We start from the raw sequence: 16,835 nt of genomic DNA on the forward strand, positions 1-16,835 counted from the left end.
ATCCGATGAAAACCAATCCAGGCCCGGTGATGCTCGACGTGGTCGGCAAAACGCTGACCGACGACGACAAGCGCCGCCTCGCGCATCCGATGACCGGCGGCGTGATCCTGTTCGCGCGCCACTACGAGAACCGCGCACAACTGGTTGCGCTGACCGATGCGATCCGCGCCGTACGTGACGATCTGTTGATCGCCGTCGATCACGAAGGCGGCCGTGTGCAGCGTTTCCGCACCGATGGCTTTACCGTGTTGCCGGCGATGGGCAAGCTCGGCGCGCTGTGGGACTCGGACGTTCTGCACGCCACCAAGATCACCACCGCGGTGGGCTACATCCTCGCCGCCGAATTGCGCGCGTGCGGCGTCGACATGAGTTTTACGCCCGTCCTCGATCTGAATTACGGCCAGTCGCAGGTGATCGGCGATCGCGCGTTCCATCGCGATCCGCGCGTGGTGGCGTTGCTCGCGAAGAGTCTCAATCATGGCCTCGCGCTGGCCGGCATGGCGAACTGCGGCAAGCATTTCCCCGGACACGGATTTGCTCACGCGGACTCCCATGTCGCGGTGCCGGTGGACGACCGTCCGCTCGACGCGATTCTGCGTGACGACGTTGCGCCGTACGACTGGCTGGGGTTGTCGCTAGCGTCGGTGATCCCGGCGCACGTGATTTATCCGCAGGTGGATGCGAAGCCGGCGGGTTTCTCGCGGGCCTGGTTACAGGACGTGTTACGTAACAAGCTTCGTTTTCCGGGCGCAATTTTTAGCGACGATCTTTCGATGGAGGCCGCGCGCCAGGGCGGCACGCTCACCGAAGCCGCGACCGCTGCATTGCAGGCGGGATGCGACATGGTGTTGATCTGTAATCAGCCCGAGGAAGCGGAGAAGGTGCTCGACGCGCTGCGCTTCACGCCGTCAAAGGAATCGCAGGCGCGCGTGGCCCGGATGCGTCCGCGCGGCAAGGCGCTCAAGTGGAGCAAGCTGGTTGCCGAGCCGGAGTATCTGCAGGCGCAGAGCTTGTTGCGCAGCGCGTTTGCCTGAGCGCGTGGTGTAGCGGGCATTACGCCAGACCGCAAGATTTCGCGAGGCCAAACAGCCGTGCCACAAGAACTAAAAAGGCGGCGCAACTTGAACTGCGCCGCCTTTTTGCCAACTGCGTGCCACGCGCTCGTGGCAGATCAGTTCAGGCGCATCCGCTGCAGCTTGTTGTACAGCGTCTTCGGGCTAATGCCCAGCAGCGACGCAGCGCGATGCCGCGTGCCGCCGACCGCGTCGAGCGTCGCGCGAATCAGCATCTCCTCCACGTCCGCGAGCGGTGTACCGACGGTCACCTGCACCCGGCTGCCATTCAGATCGCGCACGCCACCCGAACCGGTCTCATCGGCGCGCAGCGTTTCGAGCACGTCGCCCGAGGCTTGATACGCGCGCCTGACGCGGTCCTGCAGTTCACGTACATTCCCGGGCCATTCATAGGCCAGACACTCGCGCAGGAAGTTCGGTCCGATCTGCTTGGTCGCATCGGCAGAGCCATGGGAAGCGGCCTCGCGATTGAGCTCATCGACCAGCGATTGCGCGATCAGCGCAGCGTCGTCACCGCGCTCGCGCAGCGGCGGCAAGGTGACCGCGGCCGCGTCGAGACGCAGCGCGAGATCGCTATGCAGGCTGCCGTCGGCGACAGCTGCGCGCGGCGACTTGCGGGTCGAGGCGACCAGCCGGAAATCGGTGACCACCTGATGCGTGCCGCCAACCCGCATAAAGGTTTGCGAATCGAGCGCACGCAACAGCGCCTCCTGTTGAGGACGCGGCAATTCGGCGATCTCGTCGATAAACAACGTACCGCCACTGGCCTGTTCGAACAGGCCCTGCTCGCGCTGCTCGGCACCACTGAACGCGCCGCGCTCGTGACCGAACAGCAGGCTATCCAGCGAACGGCTCGCCGCGTGGTTCGCCGCCGTGCGGCAATCGAACATGACGAACGGCCCTTTGCGACGCCGGCTCATCTCATGCAGCGTGCGTGCGGTGACTTCCTTGCCCGTGCCCGCTTCGCCGGAGATCAGAACGGCAGCCTCGGTCGGCGCGGTGTGTTCGATCATGTCGTACACGTGCTGGATGGCTCCGCTTCTGCCGAGCATGGGGCCGAAGCGTCCGAGCTGGCGCAGCGTGGCGCGTAAGGTTTGCACTTCCTCGGTCAGTTCGTACGGGCGCGGAATACGCGCCAGCAGACTGCGCAGGCGCGGAATGTTGACGGGCTTGAGCAGGTAATCCCAGATGCCGTGCCGCAGGCCTTCAATCGCGCTTTCGACGGTGGCGTTGCCGGTCATCACGATGACAGGCAGTGCACCTCCAGGCGGTTGCGCGGGCAGATGCTGCAGCAGGTCAAGTCCGCTGCCATCGGGCAGATTCAGGTCGACCAGCACGACGTCCGGGATGAAGCGCGTCAGCGCAGCCCGCGCTTCGGCGAGGGTCGTCGCGGTGTCGACGGAGAAGCCGTCGGCGGCGAGGATCGCTGACAGGCCTGACAGGCTATTGGGATCGTCTTCTACAATCAGGGCATGTGGCATGGCTAGCGCTAGTTTTTAGATGGTTGGAAGCCCGCGCCGCGCCACCGGTGTTCCGGTAACGGGCAGGGGTGCGATGGGGTCGTCCGCTGTTCCTCTCGGAATACAGCGCCACGCATGATCAGTCCCGGTTGGCATCGAAAAAGCGGTTTACTTCGCGCACTGCTTCTTCACGCGTTTTGCCGTAGCGCTCCTGAATCAGTCCGGCGAGTTTGTCGGCGCGGCCTTCGGCCTTGGTCAACTCGTCGTCCGTCAGTTCGCCCCACGCAGTCTTCGCTTTGCCGATGATTTGCTTCCATTTGCCTTCAGCGATGTCGTTGTTCATGACGCGTCTCCACATAGTGAGAAAAAAGAAAAGCCTCTTGGGCCTGTCCTTCCCGAAGCAGGGAGCGTGCCATCCACAACTACTTAAGCTTATCAATGGTTTGTCGCACGGGATGCGTTCTGCGATGCAATCGGCTTGGCAAAATCGAAAACCGCACCGGTAAAGTTTTCCTCAACCATACACGGTCACGCAAAAAAGAAAAAGCGCCCAGGGGGGCGCTTTTTTAATTCGACCCGGATCCCGCAGCGTTGCGGGACGGGCCTGGCAGGATCCGGTGCCTGGTGAAGCTTAGGCGCGGCTGCGGTATTCGTGGGTACGCGTGTCGATTTCGATCTTGTCGCCGATGTTGCAGAAAAGCGGCACTTGCAGTTCGAAGCCCGTGTTCAGCTTGGCGTTCTTCAGCACTTTGCCCGACGACGTATCGCCCTTTACAGCCGGTTCCGTGTAGATGATTTCGCGGATCAGCGTGGTGGGCAGTTCCACCGAGATGGCCTTCTCGTTGTAGAACACGACTTCGCAACCCATGCCGTCTTCGAGGTAATGCAGGGCGTCGCCCATCATTTCGGCCTCGACTTCGAACTGGTTGTAGTCGGCGTCCATGAACACGTACATCGGGTCAGCGAAGTACGAGTAGGTCACTTCCTTGCGGTCCAACAGGACGACGTCGAACTTGTCGTCGGCCTTGTAGACGGTTTCCATGCCTGCGCCGGTCAGCAGGTTCTTGAACTTCATCTTGACGACGGCGGAGTTACGGCCCGATTTGTTGTATTCGGCTTTTTGCACGACCATCGCGTCGCTGCCGATCATCACGACGTTGCCGGTGCGGAGTTCCTGTGCGGTCTTCATAAAACTGTCCTGTACGAAATAAGTAGCTTCAAACTGTGCTCAACGGCATACGGCGCAAGCGGGCTCGGCGCTGATCACACCCCGGCGCCTAGGTGCGCCGCCATCGTGCCGCGCTTGCGTCGTCGGCCGTTGGATAACCGCTTATTTTAACTGACTTTTTGTGAATCCGGCCAGATTTCCGGCGAGGTCGCCGAGTGCCGCCAGTTCCAGCGCCCATTCGGCCGCGCGCCGCGCGAGAGTCGCGCGGTGGCGCTGGAAATCCGCCCAGTCAGGATTGCCGACGCCGTTCCATGCGTGCCAGAAGCGCGCTAGCGCGGCGTGGGCCTCGGCGGGCAATGGGTCGGCATAGTGGGCGAGAGCAGCGTCGAGCTTCGGCAGGTGAGCGGCGTCGGCTTGCGGGTAGATATGCCAGACGAACGGGCGCGCCGCCCATTGGGCGCGCACAAACGAGTCTTCGCCGCGTACGAAGTTGAGGTGGCTGGCCCATAGCAGCGCGTCGTAGGCCGGCTGCTCGGTGAAGGCCAGCGCGTGGGCGCGCAGGCTGCCGCGCTCGACATGCGAACCCGCGGCGAACGACGTCGGCGGCAGACCGAAAAAGCGTGCGACCGCACCCGAAATTCGGCCCTCGGGCACCAGCAGCACGATGGGCGTGGGACTGTCACGCCATTGATCGAGCAGGCTGTCGACGGCCGGATTCTCGTACGAAAAGAGTGAGATGACCGTGCTGTCCGGCCCGGGTGCGGGTTGGCCGGTTGTCTGGCGCCACCATGCGTCGCGCGTCTGAGGTGATGCTTCGAAGGCTGCGCGGGCGGCATCCAGATGGCGCTCCTTCAGCACGCCGCCCGTGCCGGCGCCGAGTCCCGGGAAAAAGAACGTCTTGGTGAGAGGGTAGCGCGGATGCGGCGATTGGCGCAGATGAAAGTCCGCGACCCAGTCCTCGGCGCTCAGGTATTCCAGATTCAGCCACACGGGCGCGCGCTCGCGGCGGGCCATCGCGGCCACGTAGACGTGCGGTACTTCGCAGCCAAACGCTTCGATGACGACGTCCGCCACTTCCAGCGTGTCGCCCACGTGAGCCGGTTCGTGCCAGTGCTCGACGACGATGCCGCTCACCGTCTGGCGGCTGCGATCGACGGCGAGCGCGGGGCAGAGCTTCTGGAACGCGTGGAGGTCGTCGACGAAAACGCGCACCTGCCAGCCGTGCTCGCTCGACAGTTGGCGTGCCAGACGCCAACACACGCCGATATCGCCGAAGTTGTCGATCACGGCGCAAAAGATATCGCAGGCGATGCCGGCGTTTGCCGGCATCGGCGTCGGCGTCGGCGCAGACGCCGACTCCGTGGCTTGCGGGAGCGGCGTGGACGAGGCGGGCGGGCGGCGGGAGGGCATGATGGCCGGCATCCGGGTCTCGGACGCGTGCGGAATGTTCTAAACTGGCGATTCTAAAGCACTCACCCCAATCTCCGCGTGAACCCTGACGCGGTGCTCAGTCCGATTCTGCATGACCTACTCAGACGTTCCCGAAGCGCCAGACACGCCTGAAGCGCCCGAGGCATTCGAGCCGAAGAAGGTGCTCGCGCAGCTACCGCATCTGCCTGGCGTCTATCGTTATTACGACGCGCATGACGCTGTGCTGTACGTCGGCAAGGCGCGCGACCTGAAAAAGCGCGTCTCGAGCTATTTCACGAAGACGTTGCTGTCGCCACGCATCGCAATGATGGTGACGCGGATTGCCCGCATCGAAACCACGGTCACGCGTTCCGAGGCCGAGGCGCTACTGCTCGAAAATAACCTGATCAAGGCACTCACGCCGCGCTACAACATCCTGTTTCGCGACGACAAGTCGTACCCGTATCTGAAGCTGACCGGGCACAAGTTTCCGCGCATGGCGTACTACCGGGGTTCGGTGGACCGCAAGAACCAGTACTTCGGACCGTTCCCGAGTGCGTGGGCGGTGCGAGAGAGCATCCAGATCCTGCAGCGCGTGTTCCAGTTGCGCACCTGCGAAGACTCGGTGTTCAACAACCGCACGCGGCCTTGCCTGCTGCATCAGATCGGGCGTTGCACGGCGCCGTGCGTGGGCGCGATCAACGAGGAAGATTACGCACGCGATGTCGCCAATGCCTCGCGCTTCCTGCTCGGGCGGCAGAGCGAAGTGATGAAGGAGCTCGAAGAGAAGATGCATGCGTTCGCCGGCGAGTTGAAGTTCGAGCAGGCCGCGGCGGTGCGCAACCAGATGAGCTCGCTTTCGACGGTGCTGCATCAGCAGGCGATTGAAGTGGGCAGCGATAGCGACGTCGACATTCTCGCGGTCGTCGCTTTGGGTGGCCGCGTGTGCGTGAATCTCGCGATGGTGCGAGGTGGACGTCATCTGGGTGACAAGGCGTATTTCCCGGCGCATGTGGAAAGCGCGTTGACCATTGATGAAGGCGGTCTCGAAGACGAAGATGCCGATGCGCAAGGTGTATTGAAGGCGGCGGTGGCGCAGGGCCTGCGGGTGGCGGAGGAGGCCGCATTGGCGAGCGCAGTGGCGAAGCGCAGAGCGGATGCCGCGGACGTTGACGACGACACGATTGATGCTCTGGCGATAGCGCGTGATTTGCCTGCTGAAACTGATGAGTCCGATGAAACCGCCGAGACCGAGGACGAAATCGCCGATGCGGACGACGAAGCCGGTGAGTCTGTCGATGACGAACCCCAGGACACCGACAACGAAGCCGCCGCGACACCCTCCGGCAAGCGCTCGCGCAGTCTCGCGACGGGCATCGAATCAGAAGTGCTCGAAGCTTTCATCGCCCAGCACTACCTGGGCAACCGCGTGCCGCCGGTGCTCGTGGTCAGTCACGCGCCGTCGAATCGAGAACTGGTCGATCTGCTGATCGAGCAGGCGGGCCACAAGGTCACGGTGCTGCGCCAGCCTCAGGGACAAAAGCGCGCGTGGCTCGCGATGGCCGAACAGAACGCGCGGCTCGCGCTGGCGCGGCTGTTGTCCGAGCAAGGCTCGCAGCAATCGCGTACACGCACGCTCGCCGATACGCTGAGTCTCGAATGCGACGACCTCGCGCATCTGCGGATCGAATGCTTCGACATCAGCCACACGATGGGCGAGGCCACTCAGGCGTCGTGCGTGGTGTATCACCATCACAAGATGCAGTCGTCTGAGTACCGGCGTTACAACATCACCGGCATTACGCCCGGCGACGACTATGCCGCCATGCGCCAGGTACTCACGCGTCGTTACGAAAGAATGGTGGCGCAAGCCGCCGCGAACGCCGCGGATGAAGCGCTCGAGCGGCCCGCAGCAGACCCCGCAGCCGATCCCGCCCTCGCGACCGATGCCGTCGAACCGGCCGCTGGCGGCACGTTGCCGAACATCGTATTGATCGACGGCGGTAAGGGCCAGGTGGAGATTGCGCGCCAGGTGTTCACCGAACTGGGTCTCGATTGCGGGATGCTGGTCGGCGTCGCGAAGGGCGAGGGACGCAAGGTCGGCCTCGAAACGCTGGTTTTCGCGGACGGCCGCGCGCCGCTCGAACTCGGCAAGGAAAGCGCGGCCCTGATGCTGGTCGCGCAGATTCGCGATGAGGCGCACCGTTTCGCGATTACCGGCATGCGCGCGAAGCGTGCCAAAACGCGGCAAACCTCGCGCCTCGAAGAACTCGAAGGCATCGGCGCGAAACGTCGTCAGCGCTTACTGGCGCGCTTCGGCGGCTTGCGCGGGGTGGTGGCGGCGAGCATCGACGATCTCGCGAGTGTCGAGGGGATTTCACGCTCGCTCGCCGAGCAGATTTATCGGCAATTGCACTGATTGCGCGAAATACGGCGCGACCCCTGGTGGGCGCGCGGCATCCGCGCAGCGTCTCATAGGCCAGTTTGACCGATGTTTGTGTGCCGTTTGCGGCCGGTTTGCCGTGTGTTTGCCGCCTGTTTGCTTGTGGCAGGCCTGATGACACGGCACAATTGCAACTCCTCTCTTGTCAGACCCTGCGCCTGCCCATGCCGTTTAATTTCCCGATTTTCCTGACGTGGCTGCGGATTGTTCTGATTCCGCTTGTCGTCGGCGTGTTTTATCTGCCAGACATGATGATGAGCCCCGCCCACCGCAATCTGGCGGCCGCGACGGTTTTCATCCTGGCTGCGCTGACGGACTGGTTCGACGGTTACCTTGCTCGCAAGTGGAATCAGACCTCGGCATTCGGCGCGTTCCTCGACCCAGTGGCGGACAAGCTGATGGTGACCGCCGCGCTGCTCGTGCTGGTGCAACTGGCGCGGCTCGACTCAGCTATCGCGCTGGTGATCGTCGGTCGCGAGATTGCCATCTCGGCGCTGCGCGAATGGATGGCGCAAATCGGCGCCTCGAAGAGCGTCGCAGTGAATTCGCTCGGCAAGTTCAAGACTACCTGCCAGATGATCGCGATTCCCATGCTGCTGTTCTATGGCCCGCTGCCGCTTGCACCCGGTTTCGCGATCGATACGCGCGTGTGGGGCATGTGGCTCGTCTTGTTGGCGGCGTTCCTGACCATATGGTCGATGCTTTACTACATGAAGCTCGCGTGGCCGCAGATTCGTGAACGGGGCGGGATCGTGTGAGCGAAAACTGTTCGGAAGAACACCCGCGTCAAAGGGGTTGACACGTTTCAGCGCTTTATACATAATCTCGTTTCTCCGATGCACGCAGGTTTGAGTCGGAGTGCAGTAGTTAGCAAATAAGTTGTAATTGAGTGGCAAATACGCAGTAGATAGCAGCAAAACGCGGGAGTAGCTCAGTTGGTAGAGCGCAACCTTGCCAAGGTTGAGGTCGCGAGTTCGAGACTCGTCTCCCGCTCCAGATTTTTGAAGCAGCGTTTTGTGTGATGCCTTGGCATAGGGCATCAGGTAGTGACGCAGTAGCAGAACGTTGTTAGCAGCACCATGCGGGAGTAGCTCAGTTGGTAGAGCGCAACCTTGCCAAGGTTGAGGTCGCGAGTTCGAGACTCGTCTCCCGCTCCAGACATTCGGGGAAGCAACGCTTCCCTTTTTGTTTGGTGGACCGACCGGCCATCGAACAAATCTGCGAATCCGTTGTACGTGCAACTTGTTGCGACGGTTCAGCAGTCCGCTTACGGCGCGATAGCAAAGCGGTTATGCAGCGGCCTGCAAAGCCGTTTAGGCCGGTTCGACTCCGGCTCGCGCCTCCAGAAGTTAAAAAGAAAAGCCCCGACTTGTCGGGGCTTTTCTTTTTCTGCGTCGATTTTTGCGTCTGATTCGATCATCGAGACATGCTTCTCTAACGTGGTGGAGGGCTGTCTGTAGTTGATCAAGAAGGAAAGCGTAGAGCGACAGGCATATCGGCTCATTGGCAGTCGCGCGAATTCTCGCCCGTAACTATTTGAGAGATCGTTCGCATAACGAAAGAGATACTCACCGAAGACATCGCCCGCTCTCTCCGGCTGTGAAATACTGTCGTTCAATCCCAAACCTACGGCGTCGATCTCGATCCATGTATTTTCAGCTCACCGGTACCCATGTGCGGTTGCTCGGCTCGATGCATCTGTTTTCCGCTTCCAGTCCGCGAACGCCCGCTTGGGTCGTGCAGGCGTTCGATTGGGCGGAAGCGCTGGTCTTCGAGTCCGATGCGCAGGCCATCTTGCCGTTTCTCAAGCGAGAGGGCGGGCAGTCGCTTGAGCACGCGTTGCCGCAGGAGGTCTGGCGCAGACTGGACGCATCGTGGCCGTCCGCCGGGGTGCTGGCGCCGCTCGGCGAGTTGCGTCCTTGGGCCGCGATGATGGCGGCCCCTACGCTGTGCCAACGGGTGGTAGAAGGTGTCGAGCCAAGGATGCTCAGGGAAGCCGCGGCGCAAGCGAAGCCGTACCGGTATCTGGAAACCGCCGAGGAGGTGGTGGCCTCGCTCGAATCGATTCCGTTGTCGGCGATCTGCACCGGGCTCGAATTGCTGCTCGCGGATGTGACTGAGCCGCAGCGCACGCTCGAGCGCATGCAGGCCGCGTGGCTGCAGGGTGATCTCCAGGCGATCTACGATGTAGCGGCCGAATCGCCGATATTCAGCTTGCCTGGGATTCGCAGCGCGATCCTCGACGCGCGCAATTGCGCGTGGGCGCCGCGCGTGCGGGAAACCTTGGATACGCCGAAACGCACGCTGGTGGTGGTTGGCGCGCTTCATCTGTGCGGACCAGGCAACCTGATCGAACGACTGCAATATCCCGTCGAGCAGATTCCCTTCAGCGACTGACCGACCGGCGGCGAAGGGTCGGCGTCGCGACGTAGCGCGATGCTTAGAACGTGGCATACGTTCAGCGCAAGTTTTTTGGCAAATGAGCCGCGATTGGCGGTTGGCAATTGCGGTTGATAACGTGGCAATAAGCGCTGCATTCGCGGCATAATTCCGCATCCACCCGCCCACGAGGGTGTAGCCCTTTTGACGTGTTTCCCATGAACGAGCCGCAGCATCCCACAGCCAAGCCGCATCCAGGTTTCGAATGGCGCTGGAAGTATTTCGACGACCTGACCACCGCCGAGGTCTACGCGATGCTGGCCGCGCGCAGCGAGGTATTCGTGATCGAGCAGAATTGCCTGTACGGCGATATCGACGGCCTCGATATCCAGGCATGGCATCTGTTTGCGTTGGGTCCTCACGAAGGCCGGCCAAAGCTGGCGGGCTACCTGCGCGTATTGCTACCTGACGACAGCGATGCCGACATCCGCATAGGCCGCGTGCTGACCACTGCGAATTTTCGCGGCATGGGGCTCGGTAACCAGCTGCTCGAGCGCGCGGTCGGGCACATCGCCAAACAATGGCCCGGCGTGCCGATGCGCCTGCATGCTCAGGCACACCTGCAAGCGTTCTATGGCGCGTTCGGTTTCAAGCCGGTCTCGGACGTACACGAGGAAGACGGCATCCCGCACGTCTGGATGCGCTCGGCCTGAGCCGTCTCGCGCGGTCGCATTGCACGCCGCGCTTTCCCCTTCTGCCTCAACGCCTGTTGTCAGTTAGCCTGTGCAGGCGACTTGACGGCAAATGGTGCGTTGAGCGTTTCCCCATCCGAGAACTGCAGTTTCAGATGCACGGTATCGCCGGGTGCGATCTTGTGCTGCGCGTGCTCCAGCATGATGTGATATCCGCCCGGCGCGATGGCGACCTGGCCATGCGCGGGCACCGTCAGCTTGTCGACCATCACCATCTTCTGCGTCGAACCGTTGGACACCGTCTGATGCAGCATCGCACCCTCGTAGTCGTCGCTCGAGATGTCGGTGAGATCGACCGGCTTGTCGCTCGAGTTGACGAGTGTCACGTAGCCGGCGGCGGGCAGATCGCTCGGCAGCCAGCGCACCCACGCGTGCTGCGCCGAAATGGCCTGTGGTGAGGCCGCTTCAGCGGTGGCGGCGAAGCCAAAGGAGAGGGCGAGCGTGCAGCCCAGCGCGGCGAGAGATCGGGTTTTGAGGTTCATAAACGCAGAGGCAGAAAAAGCGGCCGAAGCCGCGAATGATCAGGAATGGTTGTCAATGATACGACGCAGATCGGCGGCGACCGCGTCGGGTGCATCGCGATCGGTGGCGAGCAGGCGCGCATGGCCTTGCGCATCGAAGACATAGACGGCCGAGCTATGGGTGACTTCGTAGTTGCCGGTCGGATCGCGCTTTTCCATCTGATAGGCAACGCGATATTTGCGCGCCATCGATTCGATCTGACCGTCACTGCCGGTCAGGCCCACGACGTGCTGCGCGTCGAAAGCGCCTACGTAATCATGGAGTTCCTTGGGCGTGTCGCGCGCCGGGTCGACAGTGATGAACAGGATGCGCACGTGCTGTGCGTCCGGGCCGAGGGCGGCGAGCACCTGCATCAGTCGCGCCATGGTTTCGGGGCAGACGTCCGGGCAATGCGTGTAGCCGAAGTAGACGAGCGAGATATCGCCCTTGAAGGCGTCGCCTGTGACGGGCTTGCCGTCATCGCTGGTGAGCGAGAAATCGAGATCGGGCAGATGGCCGGTCACGTTCGTCAGGTGCCATGGCTCTTCCTTGTGCGTACAGCCGGCGAGCAGCCCGAGCGTCATGGCCATGCCTAGCGCCAGCAGTCCCCGCGTCAGGAACCGTTGCGGCAACAGACGCTGCGCCGCACGCGGACGACGAACCATGCGCAGCAACCGCGTATCCGGTTGCACCTGTTGCCGAGAGATTCTGGGGAACAAAGCAGGCATCTATGACTCGATTTAAGGCGGTACGTCGCGAGGGCCGAGGTTGGTATTTCCCGGTGTTGCGGCTCGCGCGCAGACCGGTCAGAGTGGCTGGGACTGTATCGCAAATCGTTGAGCCGCGTCATATGCGGGCCCGCAAGGCCGGCATTGAGAGGCAATTTGACGCATAGTGGTGGGCGTTGTGCTGGACCGGAACCCGCACGGAACGCGCGGTTTTCAAGCGGCTTTTTGCATGACGGATGGGCGGATGCCCCTGCTGGCGTTGCACTCAGCCTTACTTTCCCGAAAAATAGCGGGATGCGCGGTAAGATGCGCACACTTTTGCAGCTCCAGGCGGCTGAAAGGCAAGATAAACCGATGCAAGCACCTCCGGCTGTTCTGTCTCTGAGCGAGACGGCATTTTTCTTCGATTTCGACGGCACCCTCGTCGAATTGGCCCCCACGCCCGATGGCGTGCTGGTGCAGCCTGAGGTCGTCACACTGCTGACCGAGCTGCGCCGCCTCACCAACGGCGCCGCGGCGGTGGTGTCGGGACGTGGCATCGAGAGCATCGACGGCTTGCTCGGCATGCCCGATTTGCCGATCGCGGGGCTGCACGGCGCTGAGCGGCGCGATTCGAACGGTGACACGCAGCGCATCGGCTTTCATGACGAACGCCTGTTGCGCATGGAACAGGTGCTGGCGGAGGTCGTCAACGCAAACGCCGGCATGCTGCTCGAAATCAAGGGAGCAGCGCTCGCGCTGCACTATCGCAACGCGCCGGATCGTGAGCCCGTGGCGCGTGCCGCCACTGAGCGGCTGGTGGCCGACTACCCTGGCTCCTACGTGTTGCAGCCCGGCAAGATGGTCTACGAGATCAAACCGAAGGACGTCGACAAGGGTCGCTCAGTGCGGGCGTTTCTCGATGAGCCGCCGTTCACCGGCCGCCGGCCGGTTTTTGCCGGCGACGATCTGACCGACGAGAAGGGCTTCGCGGTCGTCAACGAACTCGGCGGCGTGTCGATCAAGGTCGGCCCAGGCGACACGATTGCGCGCTCGCGGCTCGATTCGGTGGGCGCCTTGCTCGGCTGGCTCGACGCCATCGTCACCGCGGCGCGCAGCGCATGACTCGCGCTGCGTCTCGCTGCACTCCGCTCGTTCTTCTGCACGGAAACCGCGCTTCATGAGCCGACTGATTATCGTATCGAACCGGGTCGCGCCGATCTCGGAAGGCGGCCCGGCGGCAGGCGGTCTGGCGGTCGGCGTCTACGATGCGCTGAAGGAAACCGGCGGCATGTGGTTTGGCTGGAGCGGCGACGTGGTCAGCTCCGGGCAACCGCAGATCAGCGTGGAAGAGCGCGGCCCGGTGACTTTCGCCACCATTGCGCTGGTGCGGCGCGATTACGACCAGTACTACCGCGGCTTTTCGAATGCCACTTTGTGGCCGGCGTTTCACTACCGCGCGGATCTGCTGCAATACGACCGGCATGACTTCGGCGGTTATTGCCGCGTCAACACCTGGCTCGCGCAGCAACTCGTGCCGCTGTTACGCGCTGACGACGTGATCTGGGTTCATGACTATCATCTGATCCCGTTTGCGCAGGCCTTGCGTGCGGCGGGCGTCAAGAATCGTATTGGCTTCTTTCTGCATATCCCGTTTCCGGCCTCGCAGGTGTTGCTGGCGGTGCCACCGCATCGCGAACTTGTCGAAGCGCTGTGCTCGTTCGACCTGCTCGGCTTCCAGACCGCGCCCGACCTGCGCGCGTTTTGCGACTACATCGTCAACGAGGCTAACGGCAGCGTCGAAGCGTCCGCTGGGGGCCCGGCTGTCGTGCAGGCGTTTGGCCGGACCTTGAAGGCATCGGCGTATCCGATCGGCGTTTATCCGGACGAGATCGCCGAACTCGCGAAAGCAGGCGAGCGCGGCAAGCCGGTGCGCACGATGAAGGCGACGCTGCACTCGCGCAAGCTCATCATGAGCGTCGACCGCCTCGACTATTCTAAGGGGCTGGTGGAGCGGTTCCGGGCCTTCGAGCGTCTGCTTGAGCATTCCCCGGCGCAGCGCAACAAGGTTTCGTTTCTACAGATTGCACCGCCGACCCGGGCCGACCTGAACGCCTATCAGGACATCCGTCTGCAACTGGAAGGCGAATCGGGGCGTATCAATGGCCGTTTTGCCGAGCTCGACTGGGCGCCGATTCTCTACATTCATCGTCAGTACGAGCGGTCGGTGCTGGCGGCGCTGTTTCGCACGGCGCACGTTGGTTTCGTCACGCCGTTGCGTGACGGCATGAACCTCGTCGCCAAGGAGTATGTGTCGGCGCAGGATCCGGAAGATCCGGGCGTGCTGGTGCTGTCGCGTTTCGCGGGGGCAGCGCAGGAACTGGACGGCGCGCTGATCGTCAATCCGGTGGATATCGACGGCATGGCAGAGGCGCTAGCGACTGCGTTGTCGATGCCGCTGGTCGAGCGTCAGTCGCGTTATCGCGACATGATGGTGCGCTTGCGCGAGAACAACGTCTCGGTGTGGCGCGATAACTTCATGCGCGATTTGCAGGCGTCGGGCACGGTGGTGGACGGCGAGGAGGGGACGCCAGCGGTCGGCCGTGAGTCGCTGGCGGGGTGACGGTGCATGCCGCGCAGATACCCAGCCAGCACAACACACTGCCTCCGGGCGCAAAAAAGCCGCTTCAAACATCGAAGCGGCTTTTTTCGCATTGAGGTAGATCGTCACGGTGGCCGCGGCGGCTCCGAACCTGCCCGCCACCAGGCCAACGCTCAAACCACGTGCTGTTCGTCGACCTTCTTGCCGCCCGCATGCAGCGTGGCGCCTTTGCCATACTGCTTCGCGAGCAGATCACGGTACAACCCCGGACGGTTGCGCAGTTCTTCCGGCGTGCCGTCGTCCACGACCTTGCCCGCGCTCATCACGATGATGCGGTCGAAGCTGTTCAGCGTAGACAGGCGGTGAGCGATGGCCACCACGGTACGGCCCACCATCAACCGGTCGAGCGCCTTCTGGATCGCTTCTTCGGACGCGCTGTCGAGCGCCGAGGTGGCCTCGTCCAGCAGCAGGATCGGCGCATTCTTCAGGATGGCGCGCGCAATTGCAATGCGCTGCCGCTGACCACCCGAGAGCTTGACACCGCGGTCGCCCACGATCGTGTCGTAGCCTTCCGGCATGGCTTCGATGAAGTCCGAACAGCGCGCCTCGCGGGCCGCCGCGAGCACTTCGTCGCGGCTTGCCTCAGGGCGGCCGTAGGCGATATTCTCGTAGACCGTGCGGTGAAACAGGGCGATGTCCTGCGGCACGACGGCAATGGCGTGGCGCAGGCTGTCCTGCGTAATCGATCCGATGTCCTGACCGTCGATCTTGATCTGCCCGCCTTGCGTTTCGTAAAAGCGCTGTAGCAGCGAAAGTACAGTCGACTTGCCTGCGCCCGATTTGCCGATCAGCCCAACGCGCTGTCCGGCCGGGATATGCAACTGGAAGTGATCGAGAATCGGCCGGCGGCGCGGATACGCGAACGTCACGGTTTCGAAGTCGATGCGTCCGCCCTGCGGCACCAGTTCGACGGCGTCCGAGCGGTCCGGCATGCCGTGCGGTTCGAGCAGCGTGCGCACCGCTTCGGCGAGACGCGCGACATGCTGCGTGACGTCGACGAGTGCGACGGCAAGGTCACGCGTGCCGTGCAGGATGGTAAAGCCGAGCGAGCTGACCAGCACGATGTCGCCGGAGGTAGCCCGGCCGTTGTCCCACAGCCACAGCGCCCAGCCGAGCAGGCCCGCCGATAGCATGGCTGTGATGACCGCGTGCAGGAGGCGCAGCTTCTCCAGATAGAGCAGACTTTGCTGGCGCGCGTCCATCTCGGCCTTGACCGTTGCGCCGAAGCGCGCCTGTTCGCGAATCGTCATACCGAAAGCGCGCACGAGGCCCATGTTGCTGATCACGTCGACCAGCTCACCGTCGACCGAAGCCGCCTTGGTGGCGAAGTGATGGTGCCTTGCTGAACCGCGCCCGGCCAGTTTGTAGAGCACCACCGAGAGGATCGCCGAACAGACCATCAGACCGCCCGCCATCAACGGGTTGACGGCGGTGATCATGACGATGGCGCCGAGCACCGCGATGCACGGTGGCAACACATTCCATGCTGTAGTGTTCTCGGCCGTGTAGACCGCGTTGGACGTGGCCGTGATCCGGCTCGCCAGCATGCCGGGCTGCTTTTCCGAGTAATAAGTTGGCGAATGGCCGCTCAGATACTGGAACAGGTCGCGCCGTAGATCACCGGTAACGGCGACGAACGTGTGCGCAGCGACCCAGCCGCCGACCCGCCACAGAAGATTGTCCGCGGCAATCAGACCGACAAGGATGGCGAACGCGCCCCACAGCGGGCCGGGATGATGCCGGCCTCCGCCGAGCACGTCGATCAGATGCTTGATCGCATATTGAGAAGCGAGCGCACAGCCCACAGCCGCGAACACGCTGCACAGGACGATCGCATGCGCGAGCGGGTGGCGGCGGATATAGCGAAAAAGAAACGCAAGCGGCCTGTGCGCATAGCTCGCGAGCTTGGCGTTGTGGGCATTGCGCTGGGCGATGGTGAGATGTTCCAATTGATCGGTGTGGTCGGTGTGTTTCAGGTTATGTCATGCAACGGCATGGGCCACGGGACGCATCGCCACAAAAGGCAGATGCTCGCATTGTAAACACGCAAAAGGCATTCCGCCCTGTTCGAACCGCACGGGACGCGACTCATTTTCGCGATGAGCATCCGCAACACCCTGTTTCCTCGACCCCGCGAGGCGGCAGTCGTTCATTCAGTTTGCGGAATAATTTCGAGATATAATTACAAAAGCCATTCAACGCGCAAGCACTTTCGGCCAGGCGGCGAAGGGCAACACGTTGGAAGCATTGACGGAAGAAGTTGCAAGCAGCCGTCTGCAG

The 16,835-nt window shown here is 62.6% G+C and carries 14 protein-coding genes and 3 tRNA genes; 10 read left to right on the top strand and 7 right to left on the bottom strand.

Features of this window, described 5'->3' with window-relative positions; genetic code table 11:
* The first annotated feature begins 5 nt into the window (after positions 1 to 5).
* Complete coding sequence (gene nagZ / locus P3T20_RS24840) at positions 6 to 1,034, top strand: beta-N-acetylhexosaminidase (RefSeq protein ID WP_074263851.1); 1,029 nt, start codon at positions 6 to 8, stop codon at positions 1,032 to 1,034.
* 137 nt (positions 1,035 to 1,171) lie between these two features.
* Here the strand turns inward: nagZ and P3T20_RS24845 are convergent, their stop codons facing one another.
* The 4 genes from P3T20_RS24845 to earP form a co-directional block, all read right to left on the bottom strand.
* Positions 1,172 to 2,554: a sigma-54-dependent transcriptional regulator gene (locus P3T20_RS24845; RefSeq protein ID WP_074263852.1), complete on the bottom strand. Its 1,383-nt coding sequence runs from the start codon at positions 2,552 to 2,554 to the stop codon at positions 1,172 to 1,174.
* Between the two features lie 118 nt (positions 2,555 to 2,672).
* Positions 2,673 to 2,876: a CsbD family protein gene (locus tag P3T20_RS24850; RefSeq protein WP_074263853.1), complete on the bottom strand. Its 204-nt coding sequence runs from the start codon at positions 2,874 to 2,876 to the stop codon at positions 2,673 to 2,675.
* 288 nt (positions 2,877 to 3,164) lie between these two features.
* The gene (efp, locus tag P3T20_RS24855) at positions 3,165 to 3,722 is read right to left on the bottom strand and encodes an elongation factor P (RefSeq protein ID WP_074263854.1); all 558 of its coding nucleotides are present in this window, start codon (positions 3,720 to 3,722) and stop codon (positions 3,165 to 3,167) included.
* 141 nt (positions 3,723 to 3,863) lie between these two features.
* Positions 3,864 to 5,030 carry an elongation factor P maturation arginine rhamnosyltransferase EarP gene (earP, locus tag P3T20_RS24860; protein ID WP_074263855.1) on the bottom strand — a complete coding sequence of 389 codons (1,167 nt, stop codon included), beginning with the start codon at positions 5,028 to 5,030 and terminating at the stop codon, positions 3,864 to 3,866.
* Between the two features lie 193 nt (positions 5,031 to 5,223).
* Here earP and uvrC point away from each other — a divergent pair, with 193 nt between their 5' ends.
* The 7 genes from uvrC to P3T20_RS24895 all read left to right on the top strand — a co-directional run bounded on the left by uvrC (position 5,224) and on the right by P3T20_RS24895 (position 10,646).
* Positions 5,224 to 7,530: an excinuclease ABC subunit UvrC gene (gene uvrC / locus P3T20_RS24865; protein ID WP_074263857.1), complete on the top strand. Its 2,307-nt coding sequence runs from the start codon at positions 5,224 to 5,226 to the stop codon at positions 7,528 to 7,530.
* Positions 7,531 to 7,718: 188 nt separating this feature from the next.
* Positions 7,719 to 8,312, top strand: a complete 594-nt coding sequence (pgsA, locus tag P3T20_RS24870) for a CDP-diacylglycerol--glycerol-3-phosphate 3-phosphatidyltransferase (protein WP_074263858.1) — start codon at positions 7,719 to 7,721, stop codon at positions 8,310 to 8,312.
* A 162-nt stretch (positions 8,313 to 8,474) separates the two neighbouring features.
* Positions 8,475 to 8,550, top strand: a tRNA-Gly gene (locus P3T20_RS24875).
* A gap of 85 nt (positions 8,551 to 8,635) precedes the next feature.
* A tRNA-Gly gene (locus P3T20_RS24880) sits at positions 8,636 to 8,711 on the top strand.
* Between the two features lie 114 nt (positions 8,712 to 8,825).
* Positions 8,826 to 8,899 (top strand) — tRNA-Cys (locus P3T20_RS24885).
* A 302-nt stretch (positions 8,900 to 9,201) separates the two neighbouring features.
* Positions 9,202 to 9,951 (top strand): TraB/GumN family protein, encoded by a 750-nt coding sequence (locus tag P3T20_RS24890; protein ID WP_074263859.1) that lies wholly within the window; start codon positions 9,202 to 9,204, stop codon positions 9,949 to 9,951.
* A gap of 200 nt (positions 9,952 to 10,151) precedes the next feature.
* Positions 10,152 to 10,646: a GNAT family N-acetyltransferase gene (locus P3T20_RS24895; protein ID WP_074263860.1), complete on the top strand. Its 495-nt coding sequence runs from the start codon at positions 10,152 to 10,154 to the stop codon at positions 10,644 to 10,646.
* Between the two features lie 59 nt (positions 10,647 to 10,705).
* Here P3T20_RS24895 and P3T20_RS24900 read toward each other — a convergent pair whose 3' ends face one another.
* Positions 10,706 to 11,167, bottom strand: a complete 462-nt coding sequence (locus tag P3T20_RS24900; protein WP_074263861.1) for a copper chaperone PCu(A)C — start codon at positions 11,165 to 11,167, stop codon at positions 10,706 to 10,708.
* Between the two features lie 39 nt (positions 11,168 to 11,206).
* Positions 11,207 to 11,851 carry an SCO family protein gene (locus P3T20_RS24905; RefSeq protein WP_083611503.1) on the bottom strand — a complete coding sequence of 215 codons (645 nt, stop codon included), beginning with the start codon at positions 11,849 to 11,851 and terminating at the stop codon, positions 11,207 to 11,209.
* A gap of 417 nt (positions 11,852 to 12,268) precedes the next feature.
* On the opposite strand from P3T20_RS24905, the gene otsB reads away from it, so the two are divergent.
* Positions 12,269 to 13,018 (top strand): trehalose-phosphatase, encoded by a 750-nt coding sequence (gene otsB / locus P3T20_RS24910; protein ID WP_074265973.1) that lies wholly within the window; start codon positions 12,269 to 12,271, stop codon positions 13,016 to 13,018.
* Between the two features lie 55 nt (positions 13,019 to 13,073).
* Positions 13,074 to 14,516 (top strand): alpha,alpha-trehalose-phosphate synthase (UDP-forming), encoded by a 1,443-nt coding sequence (otsA, locus tag P3T20_RS24915; RefSeq protein ID WP_429288162.1) that lies wholly within the window; start codon positions 13,074 to 13,076, stop codon positions 14,514 to 14,516.
* A gap of 152 nt (positions 14,517 to 14,668) precedes the next feature.
* Here the strand turns inward: otsA and P3T20_RS24920 are convergent, their stop codons facing one another.
* A complete protein-coding gene (locus P3T20_RS24920; RefSeq protein WP_074263863.1) occupies positions 14,669 to 16,504 on the bottom strand; it encodes an ABC transporter ATP-binding protein in 1,836 nt (611 codons plus the stop codon).
* Between the last annotated feature and the right edge of the window lie 331 nt (positions 16,505 to 16,835).

Source organism: Paraburkholderia sp. GAS206C (assembly GCF_050435645.1).
Classification (GTDB): Bacteria; Pseudomonadota; Gammaproteobacteria; order Burkholderiales; family Burkholderiaceae; genus Paraburkholderia; species Paraburkholderia phenazinium_B.

What these genes read in the sequence shown, in the direction of transcription:
- earP (WP_074263855.1), bottom strand. Translation starts at nt 5,030, where the DNA reads ATGCCGGCAAACGCCGGCATCGCCTGCGATATCTTTTGCGCCGTGATC.
- otsA (WP_429288162.1), top strand. Translation starts at nt 13,074, where the DNA reads ATGAGCCGACTGATTATCGTATCGAACCGGGTCGCGCCGATCTCGGAA.
- otsB (WP_074265973.1), top strand. Translation starts at nt 12,269, where the DNA reads ATGCAAGCACCTCCGGCTGTTCTGTCTCTGAGCGAGACGGCATTTTTC.
- P3T20_RS24850 (WP_074263853.1), bottom strand. Translation starts at nt 2,876, where the DNA reads ATGAACAACGACATCGCTGAAGGCAAATGGAAGCAAATCATCGGCAAA.
- P3T20_RS24845 (WP_074263852.1), bottom strand. Translation starts at nt 2,554, where the DNA reads ATGCCACATGCCCTGATTGTAGAAGACGATCCCAATAGCCTGTCAGGC.
- efp (WP_074263854.1), bottom strand. Translation starts at nt 3,722, where the DNA reads ATGAAGACCGCACAGGAACTCCGCACCGGCAACGTCGTGATGATCGGC.
- P3T20_RS24890 (WP_074263859.1), top strand. Translation starts at nt 9,202, where the DNA reads ATGTATTTTCAGCTCACCGGTACCCATGTGCGGTTGCTCGGCTCGATG.
- uvrC (WP_074263857.1), top strand. Translation starts at nt 5,224, where the DNA reads ATGACCTACTCAGACGTTCCCGAAGCGCCAGACACGCCTGAAGCGCCC.
- P3T20_RS24895 (WP_074263860.1), top strand. Translation starts at nt 10,152, where the DNA reads ATGAACGAGCCGCAGCATCCCACAGCCAAGCCGCATCCAGGTTTCGAA.
- nagZ (WP_074263851.1), top strand. Translation starts at nt 6, where the DNA reads ATGAAAACCAATCCAGGCCCGGTGATGCTCGACGTGGTCGGCAAAACG.
- P3T20_RS24905 (WP_083611503.1), bottom strand. Translation starts at nt 11,851, where the DNA reads ATGGTTCGTCGTCCGCGTGCGGCGCAGCGTCTGTTGCCGCAACGGTTC.
- P3T20_RS24900 (WP_074263861.1), bottom strand. Translation starts at nt 11,167, where the DNA reads ATGAACCTCAAAACCCGATCTCTCGCCGCGCTGGGCTGCACGCTCGCC.
- pgsA (WP_074263858.1), top strand. Translation starts at nt 7,719, where the DNA reads ATGCCGTTTAATTTCCCGATTTTCCTGACGTGGCTGCGGATTGTTCTG.